This is a genomic window from Fusicatenibacter saccharivorans, assembly GCF_015557635.1.
In the GTDB taxonomy this organism is placed as follows: Bacteria; Bacillota; Clostridia; order Lachnospirales; family Lachnospiraceae; genus Fusicatenibacter; species Fusicatenibacter saccharivorans.
Map to the genome: position 1 here is coordinate 143,161 of NZ_JADNOP010000001.1, position 18,328 is coordinate 161,488.

Here is an 18,328-nt window from a genome sequence, read left to right on the forward strand (position 1 = left end):
TCCTTCATTTTTCTTTTTTTATGCTGCCGCACAGTGTCTCACAGAAGAGACAGAAAACGGTCTGTTTGAAGCATCCCATGCCCCTGACGGTTGCGCGGAAGGCCAAGGTCTCTCGCCGATTCGCAAAGCAGCATTTTCGCCTGGACATTTGTAAGATCCGGAACCCGTTCAAGTGCCAAAGCCACGGCTCCGGACACCCGCGGTGCCGCCATCGAGGTGCCGCTCTTCACCACATATTCCTTCCTGCTTCTTCCAGGCGCGCAGGAAATGAGACGTTTTCCAGGCGCGACAAGATCCGGTTTGCAGACGCAGTCCCGTGTCGGGCCGCATCCGGAGATTCCTCTTCTTGGCTCCAGCAGATCGCCCGCTCCCACGGTGATCACTTTTCTGCTGCTCCCCGGCGCCGTAATACTGCCCGGAGCGGGCCCCAGATTTCCGGCCGCTGTCACAACAGTGATCCCGTCATCCCAGGCGCGCTCCACCGCCTGTACTAGCAGATCATCCACCGTTTTTTCCTGCTCTGTTGTTCCCACTGAAATATTTAAAATGCGGATATTAAGTCTTATTCGCTCTTTGCACACCCAGTCAATCGCCGCGAGGATATCCTGCTTTCTTCCATTTCCCCTTCGGTCCAGAATCTTCACTACGACAAACCGGCATCCCGGTGCCGCACCCTGGTATTTTCCGCCGGACGCTCTTCCACTTCCGCCAAGGATACCACAGACATGCGTTCCGTGTCCATTGTCATCGTAAGGCGTCTCCCGCCCGTACACAAGATCCCGGAAGGCTACAATCCGGCCGTCAAAATCCATATGGGGAAAAATCCCTGTATCCAGCACGGCGGCTGTAATTCCTTTTCCTGTCAGATTTTCCTGCTCTTTCATCCATAAGCCCCTGTGTATTCTTATCTTATGGTATGCAAAAAAGGCTGCCTTTCGCAAAGAACAGCCTTTTTGTTTTTCTTTTCTATACTTAAAACTGAATCTGCTTTTCCCCTTTCCGTTTCCAGAGAGCTGCTGCAAGCGGGATGCCGCAGAGCTCAGCCAGGACAAAGGCGCCCCATATCAGATTCAGGTTTCCAAATCCTTTGAGAAGAAATGCAAACACCAGCGGCAGAATCGCCTGGCGTGTCATGGATATGTACATACTTTCTTTTCCAAGGGAAAGTCCCTGCAACGCCGCCTGATAGATCAGGCCTGGAATCGAAAGCAGATAGGCCACTGCCAGAATGCGGAGCGCCGGAACTCCGATGCGCATCAGATTGTCCGAGGCATCAAAAAGTTTCAGTACAACGCCAGGACAGAATTCCAGCACGGCAAAAAAGATAAGAAACAGTCCGCCGCCGTAAAGAATGCCGTACCGGATCGACTGACGGATTCTTTCTTTTTGCTTTGCGCCGTAATTGTACGCTACAATCGGAATCAGACCGTTTGTGATACCGTGAACACCGACGGTTGTAATATTCTGAATCTTTGTGCACACACCAAAAGCAGCAACTGCCGTCGAAGAAAAGGTAATAATAATCGCATTCATCGCCATATTGACAACCGAGGTCAGGATCTGTACCAGCGTGGACGGAAAACCGACTTTTATAATCTCACGCACACTCACCCAGTCCGGTTTCAGTGTAAAAGCAAACGGAATTTCCGGGTTCCACTTTTTATTGATTACCATTCCGGCAAGGCAGCCCATAAACTGACCGATGACGGTTGCAAGCGCAGCTCCGGCCGTCTCCATCCGCGGAAGGCCGAACCAGCCGAAAATAAAGATCGGATCGAGAATCAGATTTGTCAGCGATGCGGCGGAAAGTGTAAAAATAAAAAGGTGCGCTTTTCCGCTTGCCATAACAAACCGGTCAAAGACCCACTGTCCCATCTGGCCGAGAGACGCGATCATACAGATACTTAAGTATTGGATGCCATACGCTGCGATGGCTTCATTGCCGCCGGACTGACTTTCAAAATAGATCCGGGCAAATGCGATACATAAAATACTGTTTAAAATCCACGAGCAGAATGCAAGAAAAAGCGCGGCGCTCGCTGCATCTTTTACCTTTTTCTGATTCTTTTCTCCAAGTGCCCGGGAAATGACGGCGTTCAGGCCGACCGCATTTCCAAGACCGAGCGATGATACAATGAGCTGCATCGGAGCCGCCAGGGAAATTGCCGTCAGTGCATCCTCAGAAACCCGCGCAACGAACACGGAATCCACGAAGTTGTAAAGCGAATTAATCAGAAGTGACAGCATCAGCGGCAGCGCCATGGAAATCACCAGACGGCTGACCGGGATCGTTCCCATTTTGTTTTCTTCCATAAAAACCCTCTCCTGTTCTTTTGTTTTTGCTGTTTCCAGTGTAGCGTGAATTTCCGGAAAGATCAAATACTTATCTTCGATACAGCAAAATAGTTTTTAGCTATACTTTATAATTTTTTCACCTGCAGAAACTGCCACCGGCAGCTCTCTTCGAATGCAGCGCAGCGAAAAAGGGGAATCTAACCCTTTTTATCGTATGTATCGCAACAAAAACAGGAAGATATCTGCCGAAACGATTTCGGTAAATATCTTCCTGTACTTTTTTCAAAAGCTTTTCAAAACTATTACTTCTGCTGCTCCATTCGCTTCAATTCCGGCAGAACCAGAATCAGCATGGTGATAAAGCAGAGACTTCCGCCGATTACGTTTGATACCGGTTCGGCAAGGAAGACACCGTCCGTTCCCATGTGGAGTACGTACGGCATCAGATAGGTGAGCGGTACAACAATGAATACTTTTCGGAGCAGAGAGAAAAAGATCGCCTGTTTCTTTTTATTCAGAGATTTGAATACGGTCTGTCCAATGTACTGCAGATCCATGAAAATGAATGCTGCAAAGTACTGCTTCAGAGCCGGAACCGCATCTGCTGTCAGTACCGCATCCGAACTGAAAATACCGATCAGCGCATGCGGCGCCAGAACAATCACGCTCCACATCACTGCGGTATAGCCGAGGATCATCGCACTCATGACACACATCGCCTTGCGCACGCGGGCCGGACGGCGTGCACCGTAATTATAGCTCAAAATCGGAGAAGTTCCCTCATTCATTGCATAGATCGGTGTCTCGACGAGCTGACGCACGCTCGATACAATCGTCATAACAGAGATGTAAATATCACCGCCGGTCACAGAGAGTACGTTGTTGCAGCAGATCGTGACAAGGCTGTTGGTCAGCTGCATGATAAATCCCGCGGTACCGAGGCTGACAATATTTTTCGCATAGCCTGCACACTCAGAAATTTCATCTTTCCGCACAAAGCGCACTTTCAGTTCCGATTTTCGGGTCAGGAAATACAGAACGAACACTGCGGAAAGTGTCTGGGAAATCACAGTTGCAATCGCAGCCCCCTGCACACCAAAGCCAAATACAAAGATAAACAGCGGGTCAAGCAGCAGGTTTGCGACCGCTCCGATCGTGACGGAAAGCATGCCAACGGTCGAGTAGCCCTGCGCGTTGATGAACGGGTTCATGCCGGTTGCCACCATCGACGGCAAAGTTCCGATCAGATAAATCATCATATAAGGATACGCGTATACCATCGCATCTGCCGATGCACCGAACAGCGACAGCAGTGGACGGGCAAACAAAAAGCCGATCACCATCAGTATGACAGCACAGACACATACCATGGAATACGACGTATTCATAATACGTTCCGCCTTTTTTTGATCATTCTTTCCACGCTCAATCGAAAACAGCGGAGCGCCGCCGCTTCCAAACAAGTTGCTGAATGCTGTGATGATAACGATCAGCGGAAAACACAGACCGACTGCACCGAGTGCCGCCGTTCCTACCTCCGGGATCCGCGCGATGTAGACGCGGTCTACAATATTGTACAGCAGACTCAAAATCTGAGCAACCAGCATCGGGAGCGCTGCCCCGAGGATGTTTCCGGTTACGGTTCCATGTTCGAAATCAATTCGTTTCATTTGTTCCCTCATTCCCTTCTTTTTCACTTGCTTTTCAGTATAGCATGGCGTATTCTATATGTAAATTATTGTTTTTATATTGAAATTAAATAATTTTTATATATTTTTTTCAGGAGGATTTTTATGGAACTTCGACAACTCGAATACTTCCGCGCCATCGTGGATGCGGGAACCATCAGCGGGGCGGCACGGGTGCTGCATATGACACAGCCGCCGTTAAGTTATCAGATCAAAATGCTGGAGGAAGAGCTTCAGGTTCCTCTTCTCATCCGCGGCACGAAGAAAATCACTCTGACCGAGGCAGGAAAAACACTGTATGAACAGGCAGGAACGCTTCTGATGTTTGCGGATCTCACCAGGCGCGAAGTCGTAAAATCCAGTCAGTCTGCGACACTCCACATCGGCATGACGCCATCCACCGTTTCACTGCTCGCCGACTATCTCCTGCGATTTTCCTGGAAATACCCGCACATCCATTTCGATGTCCACGAAGGTTCTACCTTTGCTTTAAAAGACCAGCTCGAAAATCACATGGTGGATCTCACCACGCTCCGCACGCCAATCGTTTTAAATGGCTGCGAGACGAAGACCCTTTTAAAAGAGAGCATCACCGCCATGGCACTCCCTTCTCACCCGCTTTTTGCCGGGCGTGAAACCCTTTCGCTTACAGAACTTGCCGAGCAGCCGCTGATTCTGTCGAACCGCTACCGGAAATACATGCTCTCCGCTTTCGAGCAGGCAGGTCTGTTCTGCGATATCTATCTCACCTGCGAGGACGCCCGCACGGCAATGACAATGGCAGAAAAAGGCCTTGGCATCGCTCTTCTGCCGGCCTCCATGCTGAATCTTTCCCATAAATTAAAGGCCTGCACCATCACAGATGCAGACCTTACAACCGAAATCCTGCTTGCCTGGCGCAAGGGGCGCCTTCCGTCTGAACTTCGGGCTTTTCTGGAATTGTGGGATGAAAATGACTCCCTCAATAATCAAATTCATGTTCCCCAACCGTAATCGTCTGCGTCAGTTTTTCATTCTGATACGGTTTACGGATCTCAATTAGATTCAGAACGGTGTAACCACGCTTTCTCAAAAATTCAATCATCCTGTGGTTATTGGGATGGACATAGTTGTAAACCGTATCGTTTCCATAAGAAGCTGCAATTTCTTCTGCCTTGCCATGCAGTGCGGCAGCGACTCCCTGCCGGCGGTACTCTTCTCTGACAAAGATGGATTCCACCCACACCACCTCGCTCTCAATACGACAGACAACATAACCTGCGTATTCGCCATGCACCGTAGCGGCAAACACTGGAAATCCTGCTAAAAGGTATTCCTTCATTTCTTCCCGTCCGTCTTCCACGTTCGGTTTTGATGCAATTCCTTTATAGGAACGCAGTTCTACTCGAAACAGCGCAACCATTTCTGCAAGGGCATCGTTTACCTGCCTGATTTCTACCAGTTCTATTTTTTTCATGGTTTCTCTCTCCTGCCACTGTCGTTCTTTTTCCTATTTGCAATTCGTCTCGCTGCTCATATCCGTGATCGAAGTATATCAGGCTTCTTTTCTCTTGCGAAACAAATATTCATCCAATTGTTTCCGAATCGTTTCCGGTATTTCTCTTGCCACCGGGCAGACCGCTGCGTTTGCGAATCTTCCGGTAAATACTGTCAGGAAATCAATATCTTTTTGCAGCTGCTCCATCGACATCACATCTTTGACATCGTAGCGGCAGTGAATCGGGGCGACATTTCCGTTGGCAATACGCGCAAACGAAACAGCCGGAACCCCATGATCGGCAAATGGTGTGGAATCACTGGAATAGACGCCGTTTTCTGCCGCAATTGGAAATCCAACTTCTGCAGCCATATAGCTGATGTAATGGGTAAGCTTTTCTTCTGCCGATACACAGGCGATAAATTTTCCCATATACGTTCCGATCATGTCCAGATTGATGTTCAGTACTGTTTGTCTCAGTTCTTTTTCATGATCTCTGACATACGCTTTTGATCCTAAAAGTCCTCTTTCTTCGCTTCCGCAGAATACAAACCGAAGACCATAATTCAGCTCTTTCCCTTTCATCTGCTCCATGATTCCAAGAAGCCCTGCGCATCCGCTCATGTTGTCATATGCACCATGCGAAAGCGATGTCGTATCATAATGCGCGCTTAAAACGATCCATTCTTCTCTTTTTCCCGGCAATTCTGCAATCACATTATGGGATTCTCCATCGTATTCCTTCTGCCGGATTTCCAGACGGATCTGTTTTACTTTATTTTTCACAAGTTCTACTGCCTGTGCGGAGTGAATCATAGCGCAGAGCACTTTCTTTTCCTCTCCGACAACGGCTTCCCGAAGATCTCTCTGATCAATGTCTGTATGTGGGTAATAGCTGTTTCCATATTGGAACAGAATCGCTTTCGCGCCTGCTTTCATCAAATCCTGGTACGCAAAAAATCCGATTCCCTGCGTATCCATCAGCACAATTTTATCTTTTGCACCGGCAACGGAAACCGGATCGGTTCCCGGCATATAGTAGAGTTCGCCTTCCACGCTTCCGCTTCCGCAGCATGTGAGCGCTTTGCATGGAATTCCCATCCCGTCTGCATACAAATGTGCCTCTTCGATTTCGCCCATTGCAACGCGGAAACTTTCCAGTTCTGCCGGGACTCCTAATGTCTCGCACTGCTCCTTTAAATAATTTGCAACCTGCAATTCTTCTTTTGTGCCGCTTGCATGCACAAAATCTGTCTGGTCAAAAATAGATTGTAATTTCATTATATTTACCTTCCCTTTCTTCCTTTAGTCAAGCGGATATTCGCAATCCGCTTTCGCTACTTGCTCATAACCAAAATCGAAATCCCATTTGTAAGCGCAAGCCAGATTTTCATGATTTACGCTTTTCCATGTTGCGCCCAAATATCAGAGAGACTCCATCAACCCTTTGATTCCCCGTTCTTTATAGATATCTTTATAGTATTGGACCTCATCTTTAATCAATTCATCGATCACCTGCATGCCAAGCAGTTCCACCGGCGCCTGGTCATCTGTGAGGATATAATTTCCTTTTTGATATTCTGTAAGATTTGAAGCAACTTCCTGCATCATATTTTTCAGATTTGCATTTGTAAGTTCGCCTGTATGCTTCGTCAGATTCTTTCCGATGTCCGGATCGTCCGACGCAAAGAGTTCCCGGTTGGATGATCCCGCCACATCGACGATAACCTCGGTAGTAAAGACACTTCCAATCGTATCTGAAAGGTACTGATTGATGTTTCCCTCTTTCGTTCCTCGCATATTCATATTTACCACCATGACGCCATCGTCCTTCAGATGCGATTTCACCAGCGCAAAGAACTCTTTCGAGGACATCTGGAATGGAATTGTGATGTCCTGATATGCATCAACCATAATCACATCATATGCTTTCTGCGAGGCGTTTAAAAACGCTCTTCCATCGTAAGTAGTCACCGGAACATCCTCTGAGAGTGAGAAATATTTCCGAGAGAGATCCGTGATCTTCTCATCAATTTCTACGCCTTCGATATTCATGTCCCCAAAATATTTCCTGCACTGTGTGGCGTAGGTTCCCGTACCCATGCCAAGGATCAGCACATCCATCTGATCTGTCGGCTTGTCTTTGAGCATAAGCGGCGCCGCCATCGCATAATCATAGTACATTCCGGTCAGTTCATCCTGCTTCATATAGACAGACTGTACGCCAAACAGAACATTGGTAGACAATGCTACTCTCTCATCATTTTCGTACACCTGAAGATAGTTGTATACAGACTCTCCCTCATATGTCAGGTTGTTTTCCCAGAATGCGAAGGAATCGGAATAACCTGTTCCACAGCAGAACGCGAAAATAAGTACCGATGCAATCACTTTCTTTTTCCCTGCTTTTTCCATCACAAAATACACGATGGATAACGCAAGTAAAATTCCCGCAAAGATCAGAAAAGTGATCGATGTTCCAACCGCAGGGATCGTAACAAACGTCGGCACAAAGGTACCAATAATGCTGCCGATCGTATTGAATGCTCCCAGTGTTCCCACCGTTTTTCCGTTATCATCCAGATTGCTCACCGAATATTTGACCAGCGACGGAGTTACCGTACCCAGTAAAAATAACGGGAACACAAAAATTACCATACAGGCCACAAACGCAGCCAGGATCAGAAAATTGTTATTTACGGAAAAAATCAGAACCGCAGAAATGCCAACAATGATATATTTTCCGACCACGGGAATTAACGCAATCCATAAAGCAGCTACGATGATACGTCCATAGAGCTTGTCCGGATTGGGCGACTTGTCCGCCGTTCTGCCTCCATAGATATTTCCCAGTGCCATAGCAATCATGATGGTTCCGATGATGATCGTCCATACAATCTGTGAAGAACTAAAATACGGGGCAAGCAGCCTGCTCGCACCAAGTTCTACCGCCATCACAGACATTCCGGAAAAAAATTCTGTCAGATACAAAAATAACTTGTTTTTTTAAGATGCCACGATTTTTTCTTTCCATGTCGACTCCTTTTTTATTTTATCTTTTTGCTGCCATCATGCCGGCAAAAGAGTGAAACATACCGCAAAATGGAACGCACAGAATGCGGAAATGATTTTTCAAACGCGCTCTACTATCATACTATAGACTTCTTTGGAATTTTGCAATATATTTTTCCATGACTCTTAATGTCCAAACAGCCATCCCATAATTTTTTCATCCCGACAGAACAGATAACCGCCTCCGTGCTGATAAGTCACTTTCGTTCCTGCAAAGTAATTTTTCTCTTTTATATCCAGTACCAGCAAATTGTCTATTTCGGATTTTGCTAAACCCTGCTCTGCATACAGCTCATATAAAATCTGATACGCTTCTTTAAACGGTTCTGATCCATAATATTCATCACTTTCGCCAATCACAAAATAGACCGGTGTTTTTGCCTCTGTCACCGGTTCATATACTCCATCCCATTTGGAGCTGCACATGAGCGCTGCAGTAAACAGTTCCGGCTTTTTTCCCAGGATCAGCGCCAGCGTTTCTCCTCCGCCGGAATAGCCGTTACTATATACTTTTCCGGATTGATCTTATAATTCTCAAGAAGATACTACGTCAGCTCGATTGCCTGATCCGCGGATGTCTCACCCCAGTCATTTAACTGCGGTGCTACGATAATTATCTCCGAATTGTATTTTTGTGCCTCAAAACCAAAATCCTCTGTCCTGATATTTTCCCCCACACCTTGAAAGTACAGTCCCTGATAGCCGGGCAGTGTTACATATAATGCATATTCTTTTGTTCCGTCATAAGAATCCGGAATATATACATTATAATGAATATCCCCCTCCTGCTCCGAATGCAGGACACAATCCAGGATAAATCCCCGGTATTTCTCACTTCCTATGGTAACATTTTCCACTTTTTCCGGTTCTGCTGCCCCTTCTGATGCTGCTGTTCTTTCTGTTTCTTCCAGCTCTGTCATTTCTTCTGTATCCTTTGAATCCTCTATCTGTTCAGATCCCGCTGCCGGAACATCCATATTCCTTTTTCCAGCGCTTTTAAAAAACTGTCTGGATAGCAGAAGCGATATAGCAAAAATAGCAAAGCAAACCGTAATCAGCATTATTTTTCTTTTTGTCATAATGTGAATTCCTCCTTTTTTTACTATTTTTAATCATAGCAAAACGAGACCTCCATAAGAAGTCTCGTTTTTTTTCAGTCATAACCTTTCCGTTTATTCTTCTGGTCAAAGCTCTACCACTTTCGTTGCCAGCTTTTTGGCAAACCTTGCATCATGCTCCACGATCAGCATCGTTGGCTGGAACTGCGCAATCAGTTTCTCAATCTGCATCCGTGAAAATACATCAATATAATTCAGCGGTTCATCCCACAGATAGAGATACGCAGGTGTTAAAAGGCTGGCAGCAATCAATACTTTTTTCTTCTGTCCCTCGGAAAATTCCTCCATGTTTTTTACAAACTGTTCTCTGTCCAGATCCAGGCTGCGCAACATGGAAAGGAGCATTGGCTCATCAATTTCCTGCTTTTTGGCAAATTCTTTCAGTGTTCCGGACAGATGCGAGGTATCCTGGTTGATATAGGAAATAACGAGATTTGAGGCAATCGAACAGGTACCCGTTGCCATTATATTTTCGCCGGAAAGATTTTCGCATCCGGACATCGTAATTTTCCGCTTTTCGATTCCGCCATTGGAAGAATTTTGCAGGTTCTGCGTCAGAATATACTTGATCAGGCTGGATTTTCCACAGCCATTTTTTCCTTTCAGAAAAACACGGTCTCCTTGTTTCAGTTCAAAATTCAATCCGGTGATCACATGTTCTTTTCCATCCCGATATTTTAAGGAAAAATCCCTGCATTCGATCAGCCGTTCTTTGTAATGGGAAAGCGGCATAATCTTTAAATCTTTTACCGTTTCGATATCTTTTAACAGCCCTTCCTTTTTCTCGATCTCCCGGTCCATTCTCTCCTCGTACGCTTTGACGCGCGACTGCATTTTCTTCGTCTTTGCTCCGATATACGATCGTGTCGATATCGATCTGTCATGTTCTTTGGCTGGATCATATCCAATCTTGGTATTTTCATTTTTTTCTGCCCAGCGCGAAGAACAGTCGGCGGCTGCCTTTAGTTTTCCAATTTCTTTTACACGTTTTTCATGTTCCATTCTGGCAAAATGATCTGCTTTTTCCTTGTTTTCCCACCAGCTGGAAAAATTGCCGCTCTGTACTTCGATCGAGGCCCGGTTTAAAACCAGCACATGATCGATGCAGGCATCCAGCAGATCCCTGTCGTGGGATACCAGAATAAATCCTTTTTTTGACGCCAGATATTTTTTGATAATCTCTCTGGCGTCCTGATCCAAATGGTTGGTGGGTTCATCGATCAGCAGAAAATCATTTTCACCGGAAAAAAGGACTGCAAGCATAACCCTGGTCCGCTCCCCAAAGCTTAACGTACCAAATGGTCTGTACAAAAGTTCTGCGTCCATATCCACTTTTTCCAATTCACAAAGAACTCTCCAGCTCTCTACTCCCGCTTTCCAGTCTTCCATCAGCTCCGCTGCTGTCCGTTCCAGATCTTTTTGTTTCACCGGATACGGAAAATAATCGAAGACAACCGATCGGGTGATCGCTCCCTGGTATTCGTATTTTCCCAGGAGTAACTGAAGAAACGTTGTCTTTCCCTTTCCGTTTCTTCCCACAAAACCAAGCTTCCAGCTGGTGTCGATTGAAAACGATACATTTTCAAAGATTGTATCATAACTTCCTTCATACCCAAAGGTTAGATTACTGACATTGATCTGTGCCATAAAAACTCCCTTCTGCCTGTTTTTCTTTTTCTCACGGCATAAAAAATTCTGCCTAGAGTATTTAAAAAGCGAGCCCGCTTTGCGTACGCAAAACAGACCCGCATCCTAAACAGACACAGCGTGCATGGCACTGGTGTCGGAACATAACGAATCGTCTAAGTATCTAATTTAAGCGTACACAAAATAACCCGTTTCAAACAGGTCTTACCAAAATACAATTGTGTTTTCCAGCTTAAATTATTTCAGATACATTCCCTCACCTTTACACGTTCATGTTCTTTCTTTTTTCTATTCATGCTTTAAAGCGTCTTCGAAAAGCATTTTTCAAATATGCTCTATGCATAGTTGGACAATATCACAGATTTGCTGATCTGTCAATGCCAAACTAATTTCTCAGCATCTTTCCATTTTACATAAAAATAGTACAAGACCTTCCAAAAATGCCAGATCTCTGGGCTGGAACATCCTTTTCCACTCAGAAAAAATCCCCATGCCGGATCAAATGCCCGGGTTCAGCTACCAGAAACTGCTCATCCCATTCTCCCGACACCAGTTTTTCCAGGATTCGGTTACTTCCCTGCACATAGTCCAACGCTGCATGAATCATATCTGCATTTTTCTGCGCCTGCTCCGCATACGCAAGTTCATAACAATCATTATACCCGGTATCAATGATATCCAGAAAATAATACTGGTCAAACCACATGTGGAACAACGTTTCTTCATCTAGTCCCTGAAATTCCTTGGATGCTTTCCGATAATCTTTCAATAGTGATAACACAGAAAATTTTTCGGGCTCATCCTCATAAAGATACAGATGCCCGCTCTCCTTGCGGTTGGGGATGTACCGGTCATCTGTGGCTAAAAGCAGGGACACACAATCATCTACTCTTGGAATCACAGTCCTTACCTGTGCCCGCACCTGGTCCCAAACTCCTCCGCAAAATCCCATGGCAGCCAGAATCGTATCCGGCTTCCTTTTTCTTTTTTCCAGTTCCTGCCAGATCACCGTTTTCATAGTCGCCGGCTCTACGTGATAGATCCGGTCAATGACTATAATCGGATAATTGGTATGCATCTTCTCCTGTGCCCGTTTCACATAACGTTCCAGCGAACTGCAAGTCAAAATGACGGTTTCTTTTTCCATATTCGTGCTCCTCGTACAATATATAAAAATTGATTTATCTGCGTCGTTTACCGTAAGTTTTTCTTTCTATGTTATACTACAATAGTTTTGATGTTGGGGGCAAAACCATAAATAACTTTGTCCTCTATTTCTATAAAGAGTTTTCTGAAATTCAATGCTGCTATCTTGGAACCGAAAAAGAACTTGCCCCGCTGTTTCCCACGAGGTATCTTTTCCAAGTGGTAATTCTTGCGTATATTCGATGGAACAGTTTCCACTCCATTACGCAGCCTTGCATAATTTTTGAATTCTTTGCTATTCCGTTGGATTTTCGCACGTTCATGCGCTGCTTTGGATGTTACTATTTTTGCAACCTTCTTAAAGATCTTCGGCTTGCATTGATCCTGCTACGGACAGTTGGCACACTGCTCATGCAGAAAGGAAACGGCACACTGATTGCTTGGTTTCATATAAGAACATGACATTTTCTCAAAAAAGATGACATTTTTATCGTCTAAAACCACAGATTTTTTTATAAAAAAGGTAACGTCTCTGAAATATCGCTTCATAAACGTTACCTTGACTTCTTAGCAAAAACAACAAGTCCAGACAGAATATTCTATTTTTTCAACAAAAAGGAATACACAAAACTCTGCGCATCCCCCATGCTGCTTGACTTTTTTCGTCCGGCAGCTTATAATCAAATCAGAAGCAATCAAGGATATACCAGTGTCGGTGGTTGCCTTTCTGAAATAATCTAAATTATTACAAAGAGCAACAAGAGACATAGGCTATCCCCTATTTGCGGTAGGGAATAGCTTTCTTTCTACTTGCGGTGGAAGTTTATGTAAGATAACGCCGCAAAAACAACAAGTAAAAGCGTCAACACTTCCATTGTATTCATTGGCATTACCCCCTTTCTGTTTCCAGAAAAGACAACCACCAGACTATCCCTATCACGTTCTGACCTGATTAGATTCAGTATAACATACCATCGACTATTTTACTACCTCTTCGACATACAAATCCCCTCTCGTAATTCGTCTACGAGAGGGGATTCTTTTTTTATCGGATAAAGTAGTTTGTGATCAAATTATAATCGTTCTCTGTCATACCAAGGACTTCGCCCATTCCCATATCTTGATTCTCCCAAGTAGCTGGAAAGTCAAGATCCTGATTTGCAAATGAGAATACAGCTGAGAAATTCACAATTTTTCTTCCGTTATACTCCTGCGGTTGTCCATACATTACAGCGATTGCTCCATATGCATTATAATCATCCATCTGGTTTGCTTTATGACCTGGAGAGGACATCCAAAGGTTGAAGATCTGGCGGGCAAGATCATCGGAATCTGTATATGACAGACCACCGCCGCAGCCGTTCTGTCTGCCACCATGCAGGGCCAGATTATCAGAAGTTCCGTATCCTGGCTGTGTGATTGATCTCATGATGTGGTATCCGGCAGCGGCAACGCTTCTCGGATAACAATGTTTTTCATCCCAAATCATAGCTGCATGTCCTTCTTTGACACGTTCTTCATTTACCAGGTCGAAAATCTTTCTGGAAACTTCCTGATCGTAAACGGTCATTCCAAGAGCCTCTTCGTTGGTATATGGGATATTAATTTTTACTTCAACATATCTACTTACAGATCCTTGATTCGGTTCTACACCTTCTGCAGATGCATAAATTGTAACTTTTTGCAGACCATTTTTTTTATGAACGGTTACAAGTCCATTTTCATCTACGCTTGCTACTTCTGGATCATCCGAAGTCCATTTTACCGCTTTGTTGGTTGCATTTTCCGGATATACGGTTGCGGCCAGCTGCAGTGTCTGTCCAACTTCAGTTAATTCCAGATTACTGTTCGGTGTAATTGTTACGCTTGTTGCATAAACGGTTTCTGCTGGTGTCTCTGTTGGCTTCGGTGTCTCTGTCGGCTTTGGCGTTTCCGTCGGCTTTGGCGTTTCCGTCGGTTTTGGTGTCTCCGTTGGTTTTGGCATTTCTGTCGGTTTCGGTGTTTCTGTCGGTTTCGGTGTTTCTGTCGGTTTTGCTGCTGGTTTTGTTGTAAGCGCACCGTCTTTTCCGTAGTAATTTCCGTTTACCGTCTGGTCCGTTACCATCTTGCAGTCTGATCGGAAATAATATGTTTTTCCGGAAATCTTCATCTGCATATCCTTGCAGGCTCCGCCCCAGCTCCGGATATAGTATTTTGCTCCGTTTTCTTCTTTCCAGCATCCGGAAAGCATAACTCCGTTTCCGTCCACAAAATACAGGTTATCTTTGTATGTAAAGCTCGTGTTCACTGCCATGGTGCCGTCTGCCTGGAACCAGTACCATTTTCCTCCGGTTTTCAGCCACTCATTCTGATAGGCTGCACCGTTATCATGCAGGTAATATTTTTTTCCGTTCCAGGTCTGCCAGCAGTTTTTATAAGCTCCGCCCCAGCTGCAGAAGAAATAGGTTTTTCCCCCGTCCGTGAAAGATTCATTTGCTTTCATGGTTCCGTCTGCGTTCAGATAGTAACGGTTATTGTCCCAGGTCTGCCAGCCCGTTGCAATTTTTCCATCTTTTGCTAGTTTCCACTGTCCATCCATCACGATCCACTGCATGTTGGTTACATTAGCATTACCATCAAAAGTGTAGGAGCGTCCGTTGATTTTGGCAGATCTGTTCTTATATGCGCCGCCCCAGCTGCACAGATAGCGGATTTTCCCTGTATCATCCAGTCTCCACTCATTGGAGCGCATACTTCCATCACTATTCATGTAGTATTTATTTCCATCCCAGGTCTGCCAGCCCGTTGCAATTTTTCCGTCTTTTACCAGATACCATTTTCCACCTTTTACAACCCACTGGGAACCCTGTACCTTACTGTCTGCACCGAATGTATAACTTCTGCCGTTGATTCTTGCCTTGCAGTTCAGGTAAGCTCCACCCCAGCTGCGGAAGTAGTAAACCGATCCATCCGTATCAATCATCCACTCATTTGCTTTCATGGTTCCGTCTGCATTCAGATAATATTTTTTTCCGTCCCAGGTCTGCCATCCGGTCTGTTTTACACCGTCTTTATAAAAATACCAGGTTCCAGACTCCTGCGTCCATCCGGTTTTTCCAGCTGCCTGTACTGTCTGGGCAGAAACTGTTGGGAACATATTTGTTGCGGCCGGTGTACCTACTGCCAGGCTCAGGCCAAGAAGTACCATTGCGATTCTTTTTCTCATACTTTTTCCTCCGTCCGTGTCAAACATTGACACCGATTTTTCTGTTTGAATTCCATGTCAACGTTTGACACGGGATTCCTTGTTTTGTTATTTCACTTTTTACTCCGGAATTTCTTCCAGAAGTTCCCCGGTATAATCTTCCCGTTTTCCGAGTTTTATGGCGTCGTCCAGTTCGGACTGTTCCATGCATACACTTCCGATCGGGTGGATTCCTGGATCACAAAGAATCAGATACAGATTTCCCTGGTAATCTTCCGCTACATCACCATCCTGCCGGTAGCCAACAAACTCATGCTCAATCGGTATTTCTTCCGGATGCTCCAGATAGAATGGATCAAGCTCTCCCCAGTCCAGTGTGGAAAAATTGAAGTCCGGAAAACGTTCTGCTATTACTTTTTCTGCATTTTTTCGAAGCTCTTTCATGTCCATATGGTTTCTCCCCCTTTTTCATTTTTTGGAATCATATTATCATATTACCTTTCCAATTCCGTAATTACAAGAGTCTTTTGCTATTTTTCATATTGCATTTTTATTACATTCTAATCACCCCTCTGTTTTATTTGCATTTGTTGTTATTGTAATATGGCTTCCGCTGCTGAATGCGGCTTCCATGGATGCCTTCAATGCGTTCAGGATTTCATCTGCACTTTTTGTTCCCCCGTAGAAGCCCGTATTGGCCGTTTCCTGCGATTTTTCTGCATCGTACCGTAAAATGATCGTAAGTCCTGTTCCAGCCGTTGCAGCGTCCGAAAACGAGCTTGAAAGGGTTGTCTTGGATGTACAGGAAACGGTAAGTGTTCCACTCAGGAACTTACAGCCGGAAAACAGGTTCCCGCTATCCGTACAGGAAGATGGGATTTCACCGGTTATGGATTCCAGTGCGGTACATCCGAAAAAACTGCTGTTCATTTTCTGTGCAGACGATGGGATATGTACTTCTTTCAGGTTGACGCAGCCATTGCAGATATTCGAAAGTTCTTTCGCACTGTCCGGAATCTGGACAGATGCCAGAGCCATACAGCCGTAATACATGGAATCCATGTTCTCCAGCTGCATACAGGCTGTTGTATCGGCTCCCTCGATCAGCGCCGTATCACCGTAAAATGCTTTTTTTGCCTGTTTTATATTTCCTGGAAGTTCCATGGCCTTTTCCAGTGCGATACACCCTTCTGCGCAGGATGTAATATCTTCCAGCCGGACCGCACCAGACATATCCGGCATACTGGTCATCGCCGTAGCATTCTTGAATGTTTCCACCATGCTTCTCACTGTATCCGGGATGCGGCACAATGTTTCCAGGTATTCGTCATTTCCTGTAAACCAGTAGTCCATGCTTTCCACTTCTGCCTCCGGATCAATCCAGGTCAGCCGTTTAACAGAATATTTCTTCCATGGCGCAGAATCTGATTTGAAATTCCGGACGCTTCCTTTTCCGGATATTTCTAGATCCCCGTTGGAATACAGGATAGCCTCCACATCATCTGGATTTTCTCTGCCGATTTTATACCTAACACTTTCATCACGGTCAATAAGCACTGTTATCTCTGCCTTGATATCCGGATATGCCTTGGAGGAAACCTCTACGGTAACACTGTGGCCATGTGCCGGCACTTTAGCCGGTGACACGCTGTATGTATCTGCATCCAGAAGCTGTTTCTTTTTCCCGGATATTCCGTATACGCGGAAATTTTTTTCTGAAATCCTACTTCCGGCAGCATAGCTTTTCTCTGCAGCTTCCACCTTGATCGTTTCCGGTTTTTCCGGTGCAGCTTCTTTTCGAAATTTTGGCAGTACCAAAAATACGACTCCAACAAGAATCAGCAAAATAACAGCAATCAACGCTATGATCCACAAGCTGCTTTTCTTTTTCTGCCTTTTTTTCGCTGGCTGTTTTTTTGATACGGCCATTTTTACTCTTTTTTCTTTTCCGTATTGTGCAGGCACTTCAGGATATAACAGATGTGATCTTTATCCAGCTTCAGGAACATGCTTTTTACAATCGAAACAGGACGTTCCTTTCCTCCAATCCGAATTGTTCCTGCATCCGGCGGCAGCATTAGGGTTTCTACAATCAGATCAATCAGTTCATCCACTTCCTGCTTGTTATAGATCGGCGGGTAGTTCTCGTAATCAATATTTTTCCGAATCAGTTCCCGGTAGGCAGATATCCGATCCATCATATCCATCCCATCTCTTTTTGTTCCCCGCTTTATATTATGATGTTAGGGTCAAAACCATAAATAACTTTGTCCTCTATTTCTATAGCACCTTGAAAAATTCATATTTTGTAGTGTAATACCGGATTTCTTCGGATATACGCTGGTATTCCCTTCCTTGATTTTATACAAGTACCGGATTTTGAGCGTAATGTCCTAAACCCTTCACATAGTTGAAGAGTTTTCTGAAATTCAATGCTGCTATCTTGGAACCGAAAAAGAACTTGCCCCGCTGTTTCCCACGAGGTATCTTTTCCAAGTGGTAATTCTTGCGTATATTCGATGGAACAGTTTCCACTCCATTACGCAACCCTGCATAATTTTTGAATTCTTTGCTATTCCGTTGGATTTTCGCACGTTCATGCGCTGCTTTGGATGTTACTATTTTTGCAACCTTCTTAAAGATCTTCGGCTTGCATTGATCCTGCTACGGACAGTTGGCACACTGCTCATGCAGAGAGGAA

Annotated in this window: 16 protein-coding genes; 2 read left to right on the forward strand and 14 right to left on the reverse strand. The window is 45.0% G+C overall.

Annotated features, from left to right (window positions below; all coding sequences use genetic code 11):
* Positions 1 to 38: 38 nt before the first annotated feature.
* The 3 genes from I2G42_RS00670 to I2G42_RS00680 form a co-directional block, all read right to left on the reverse strand.
* Positions 39 to 884, reverse strand: coding sequence for a S8 family peptidase (locus I2G42_RS00670; RefSeq protein WP_055227885.1), 846 nt, complete (start codon positions 882 to 884; stop codon positions 39 to 41).
* A gap of 88 nt (positions 885 to 972) precedes the next feature.
* Positions 973 to 2,313, reverse strand: a complete 1,341-nt coding sequence (locus I2G42_RS00675) for an MATE family efflux transporter (protein ID WP_070103223.1) — start codon at positions 2,311 to 2,313, stop codon at positions 973 to 975.
* A 284-nt stretch (positions 2,314 to 2,597) separates the two neighbouring features.
* Entirely contained in the window at positions 2,598 to 3,965 is a 1,368-nt protein-coding gene (locus I2G42_RS00680) for an MATE family efflux transporter (protein ID WP_055227883.1), read from the reverse strand.
* A gap of 123 nt (positions 3,966 to 4,088) precedes the next feature.
* Between I2G42_RS00680 and I2G42_RS00685 the strand changes: the two genes are divergently transcribed.
* Positions 4,089 to 4,976: a LysR family transcriptional regulator gene (locus I2G42_RS00685; RefSeq protein ID WP_055227882.1), complete on the forward strand. Its 888-nt coding sequence runs from the start codon at positions 4,089 to 4,091 to the stop codon at positions 4,974 to 4,976.
* Here I2G42_RS00685 and I2G42_RS00690 read toward each other — a convergent pair.
* The 3 genes from I2G42_RS00690 to I2G42_RS00700 all read right to left on the reverse strand — a co-directional run bounded on the left by I2G42_RS00690 (position 4,945) and on the right by I2G42_RS00700 (position 8,415).
* On the reverse strand, positions 4,945 to 5,439 hold the full coding sequence (locus I2G42_RS00690) for a GNAT family N-acetyltransferase (protein WP_055227881.1): 495 nt from the start codon (positions 5,437 to 5,439) through the stop codon (positions 4,945 to 4,947). The two genes, I2G42_RS00685 and I2G42_RS00690, sit on opposite strands and share 32 nt — an antisense overlap.
* Before the next feature lie 78 nt (positions 5,440 to 5,517).
* A complete protein-coding gene (locus tag I2G42_RS00695; protein ID WP_055227880.1) occupies positions 5,518 to 6,741 on the reverse strand; it encodes a M28 family metallopeptidase in 1,224 nt (407 codons plus the stop codon).
* Positions 6,742 to 6,885: 144 nt separating this feature from the next.
* Positions 6,886 to 8,415, reverse strand: a complete 1,530-nt coding sequence (locus I2G42_RS00700; RefSeq protein ID WP_195530622.1) for a spermidine synthase — start codon at positions 8,413 to 8,415, stop codon at positions 6,886 to 6,888.
* 130 nt (positions 8,416 to 8,545) lie between these two features.
* Here I2G42_RS00700 and I2G42_RS16935 point away from each other — a divergent pair, with 130 nt between their 5' ends.
* Positions 8,546 to 8,620 carry a DUF6783 domain-containing protein gene (locus I2G42_RS16935; RefSeq protein ID WP_373141018.1) on the forward strand — a complete coding sequence of 25 codons (75 nt, stop codon included), beginning with the start codon at positions 8,546 to 8,548 and terminating at the stop codon, positions 8,618 to 8,620.
* A 38-nt stretch (positions 8,621 to 8,658) separates the two neighbouring features.
* Here the strand turns inward: I2G42_RS16935 and I2G42_RS16295 are convergent, their stop codons facing one another.
* The 8 genes from I2G42_RS16295 to I2G42_RS00735 all read right to left on the reverse strand — a co-directional run bounded on the left by I2G42_RS16295 (position 8,659) and on the right by I2G42_RS00735 (position 17,861).
* Complete coding sequence (locus I2G42_RS16295; protein ID WP_227093461.1) at positions 8,659 to 8,922, reverse strand: hypothetical protein; 264 nt, start codon at positions 8,920 to 8,922, stop codon at positions 8,659 to 8,661.
* A gap of 155 nt (positions 8,923 to 9,077) precedes the next feature.
* A complete protein-coding gene (locus I2G42_RS16300; RefSeq protein WP_227093459.1) occupies positions 9,078 to 9,611 on the reverse strand; it encodes a hypothetical protein in 534 nt (177 codons plus the stop codon).
* A gap of 105 nt (positions 9,612 to 9,716) precedes the next feature.
* Entirely contained in the window at positions 9,717 to 11,297 is a 1,581-nt protein-coding gene (locus tag I2G42_RS00710) for an ATP-binding cassette domain-containing protein (RefSeq protein ID WP_055227878.1), read from the reverse strand.
* A 475-nt stretch (positions 11,298 to 11,772) separates the two neighbouring features.
* Entirely contained in the window at positions 11,773 to 12,444 is a 672-nt protein-coding gene (locus I2G42_RS00715) for a DUF1638 domain-containing protein (protein WP_055227877.1), read from the reverse strand.
* Between the two features lie 1,044 nt (positions 12,445 to 13,488).
* Complete coding sequence (locus I2G42_RS00720) at positions 13,489 to 15,648, reverse strand: Ig-like domain-containing protein (protein WP_195530623.1); 2,160 nt, start codon at positions 15,646 to 15,648, stop codon at positions 13,489 to 13,491.
* 99 nt (positions 15,649 to 15,747) lie between these two features.
* Positions 15,748 to 16,077 carry a hypothetical protein gene (locus I2G42_RS00725; protein ID WP_055227875.1) on the reverse strand — a complete coding sequence of 110 codons (330 nt, stop codon included), beginning with the start codon at positions 16,075 to 16,077 and terminating at the stop codon, positions 15,748 to 15,750.
* A gap of 114 nt (positions 16,078 to 16,191) precedes the next feature.
* Entirely contained in the window at positions 16,192 to 17,445 is a 1,254-nt protein-coding gene (locus tag I2G42_RS00730; protein WP_158565012.1) for a leucine-rich repeat protein, read from the reverse strand.
* A gap of 113 nt (positions 17,446 to 17,558) precedes the next feature.
* Positions 17,559 to 17,861: a DUF6017 domain-containing protein gene (locus I2G42_RS00735; RefSeq protein WP_330378103.1), complete on the reverse strand. Its 303-nt coding sequence runs from the start codon at positions 17,859 to 17,861 to the stop codon at positions 17,559 to 17,561.
* Between the last annotated feature and the right edge of the window lie 467 nt (positions 17,862 to 18,328).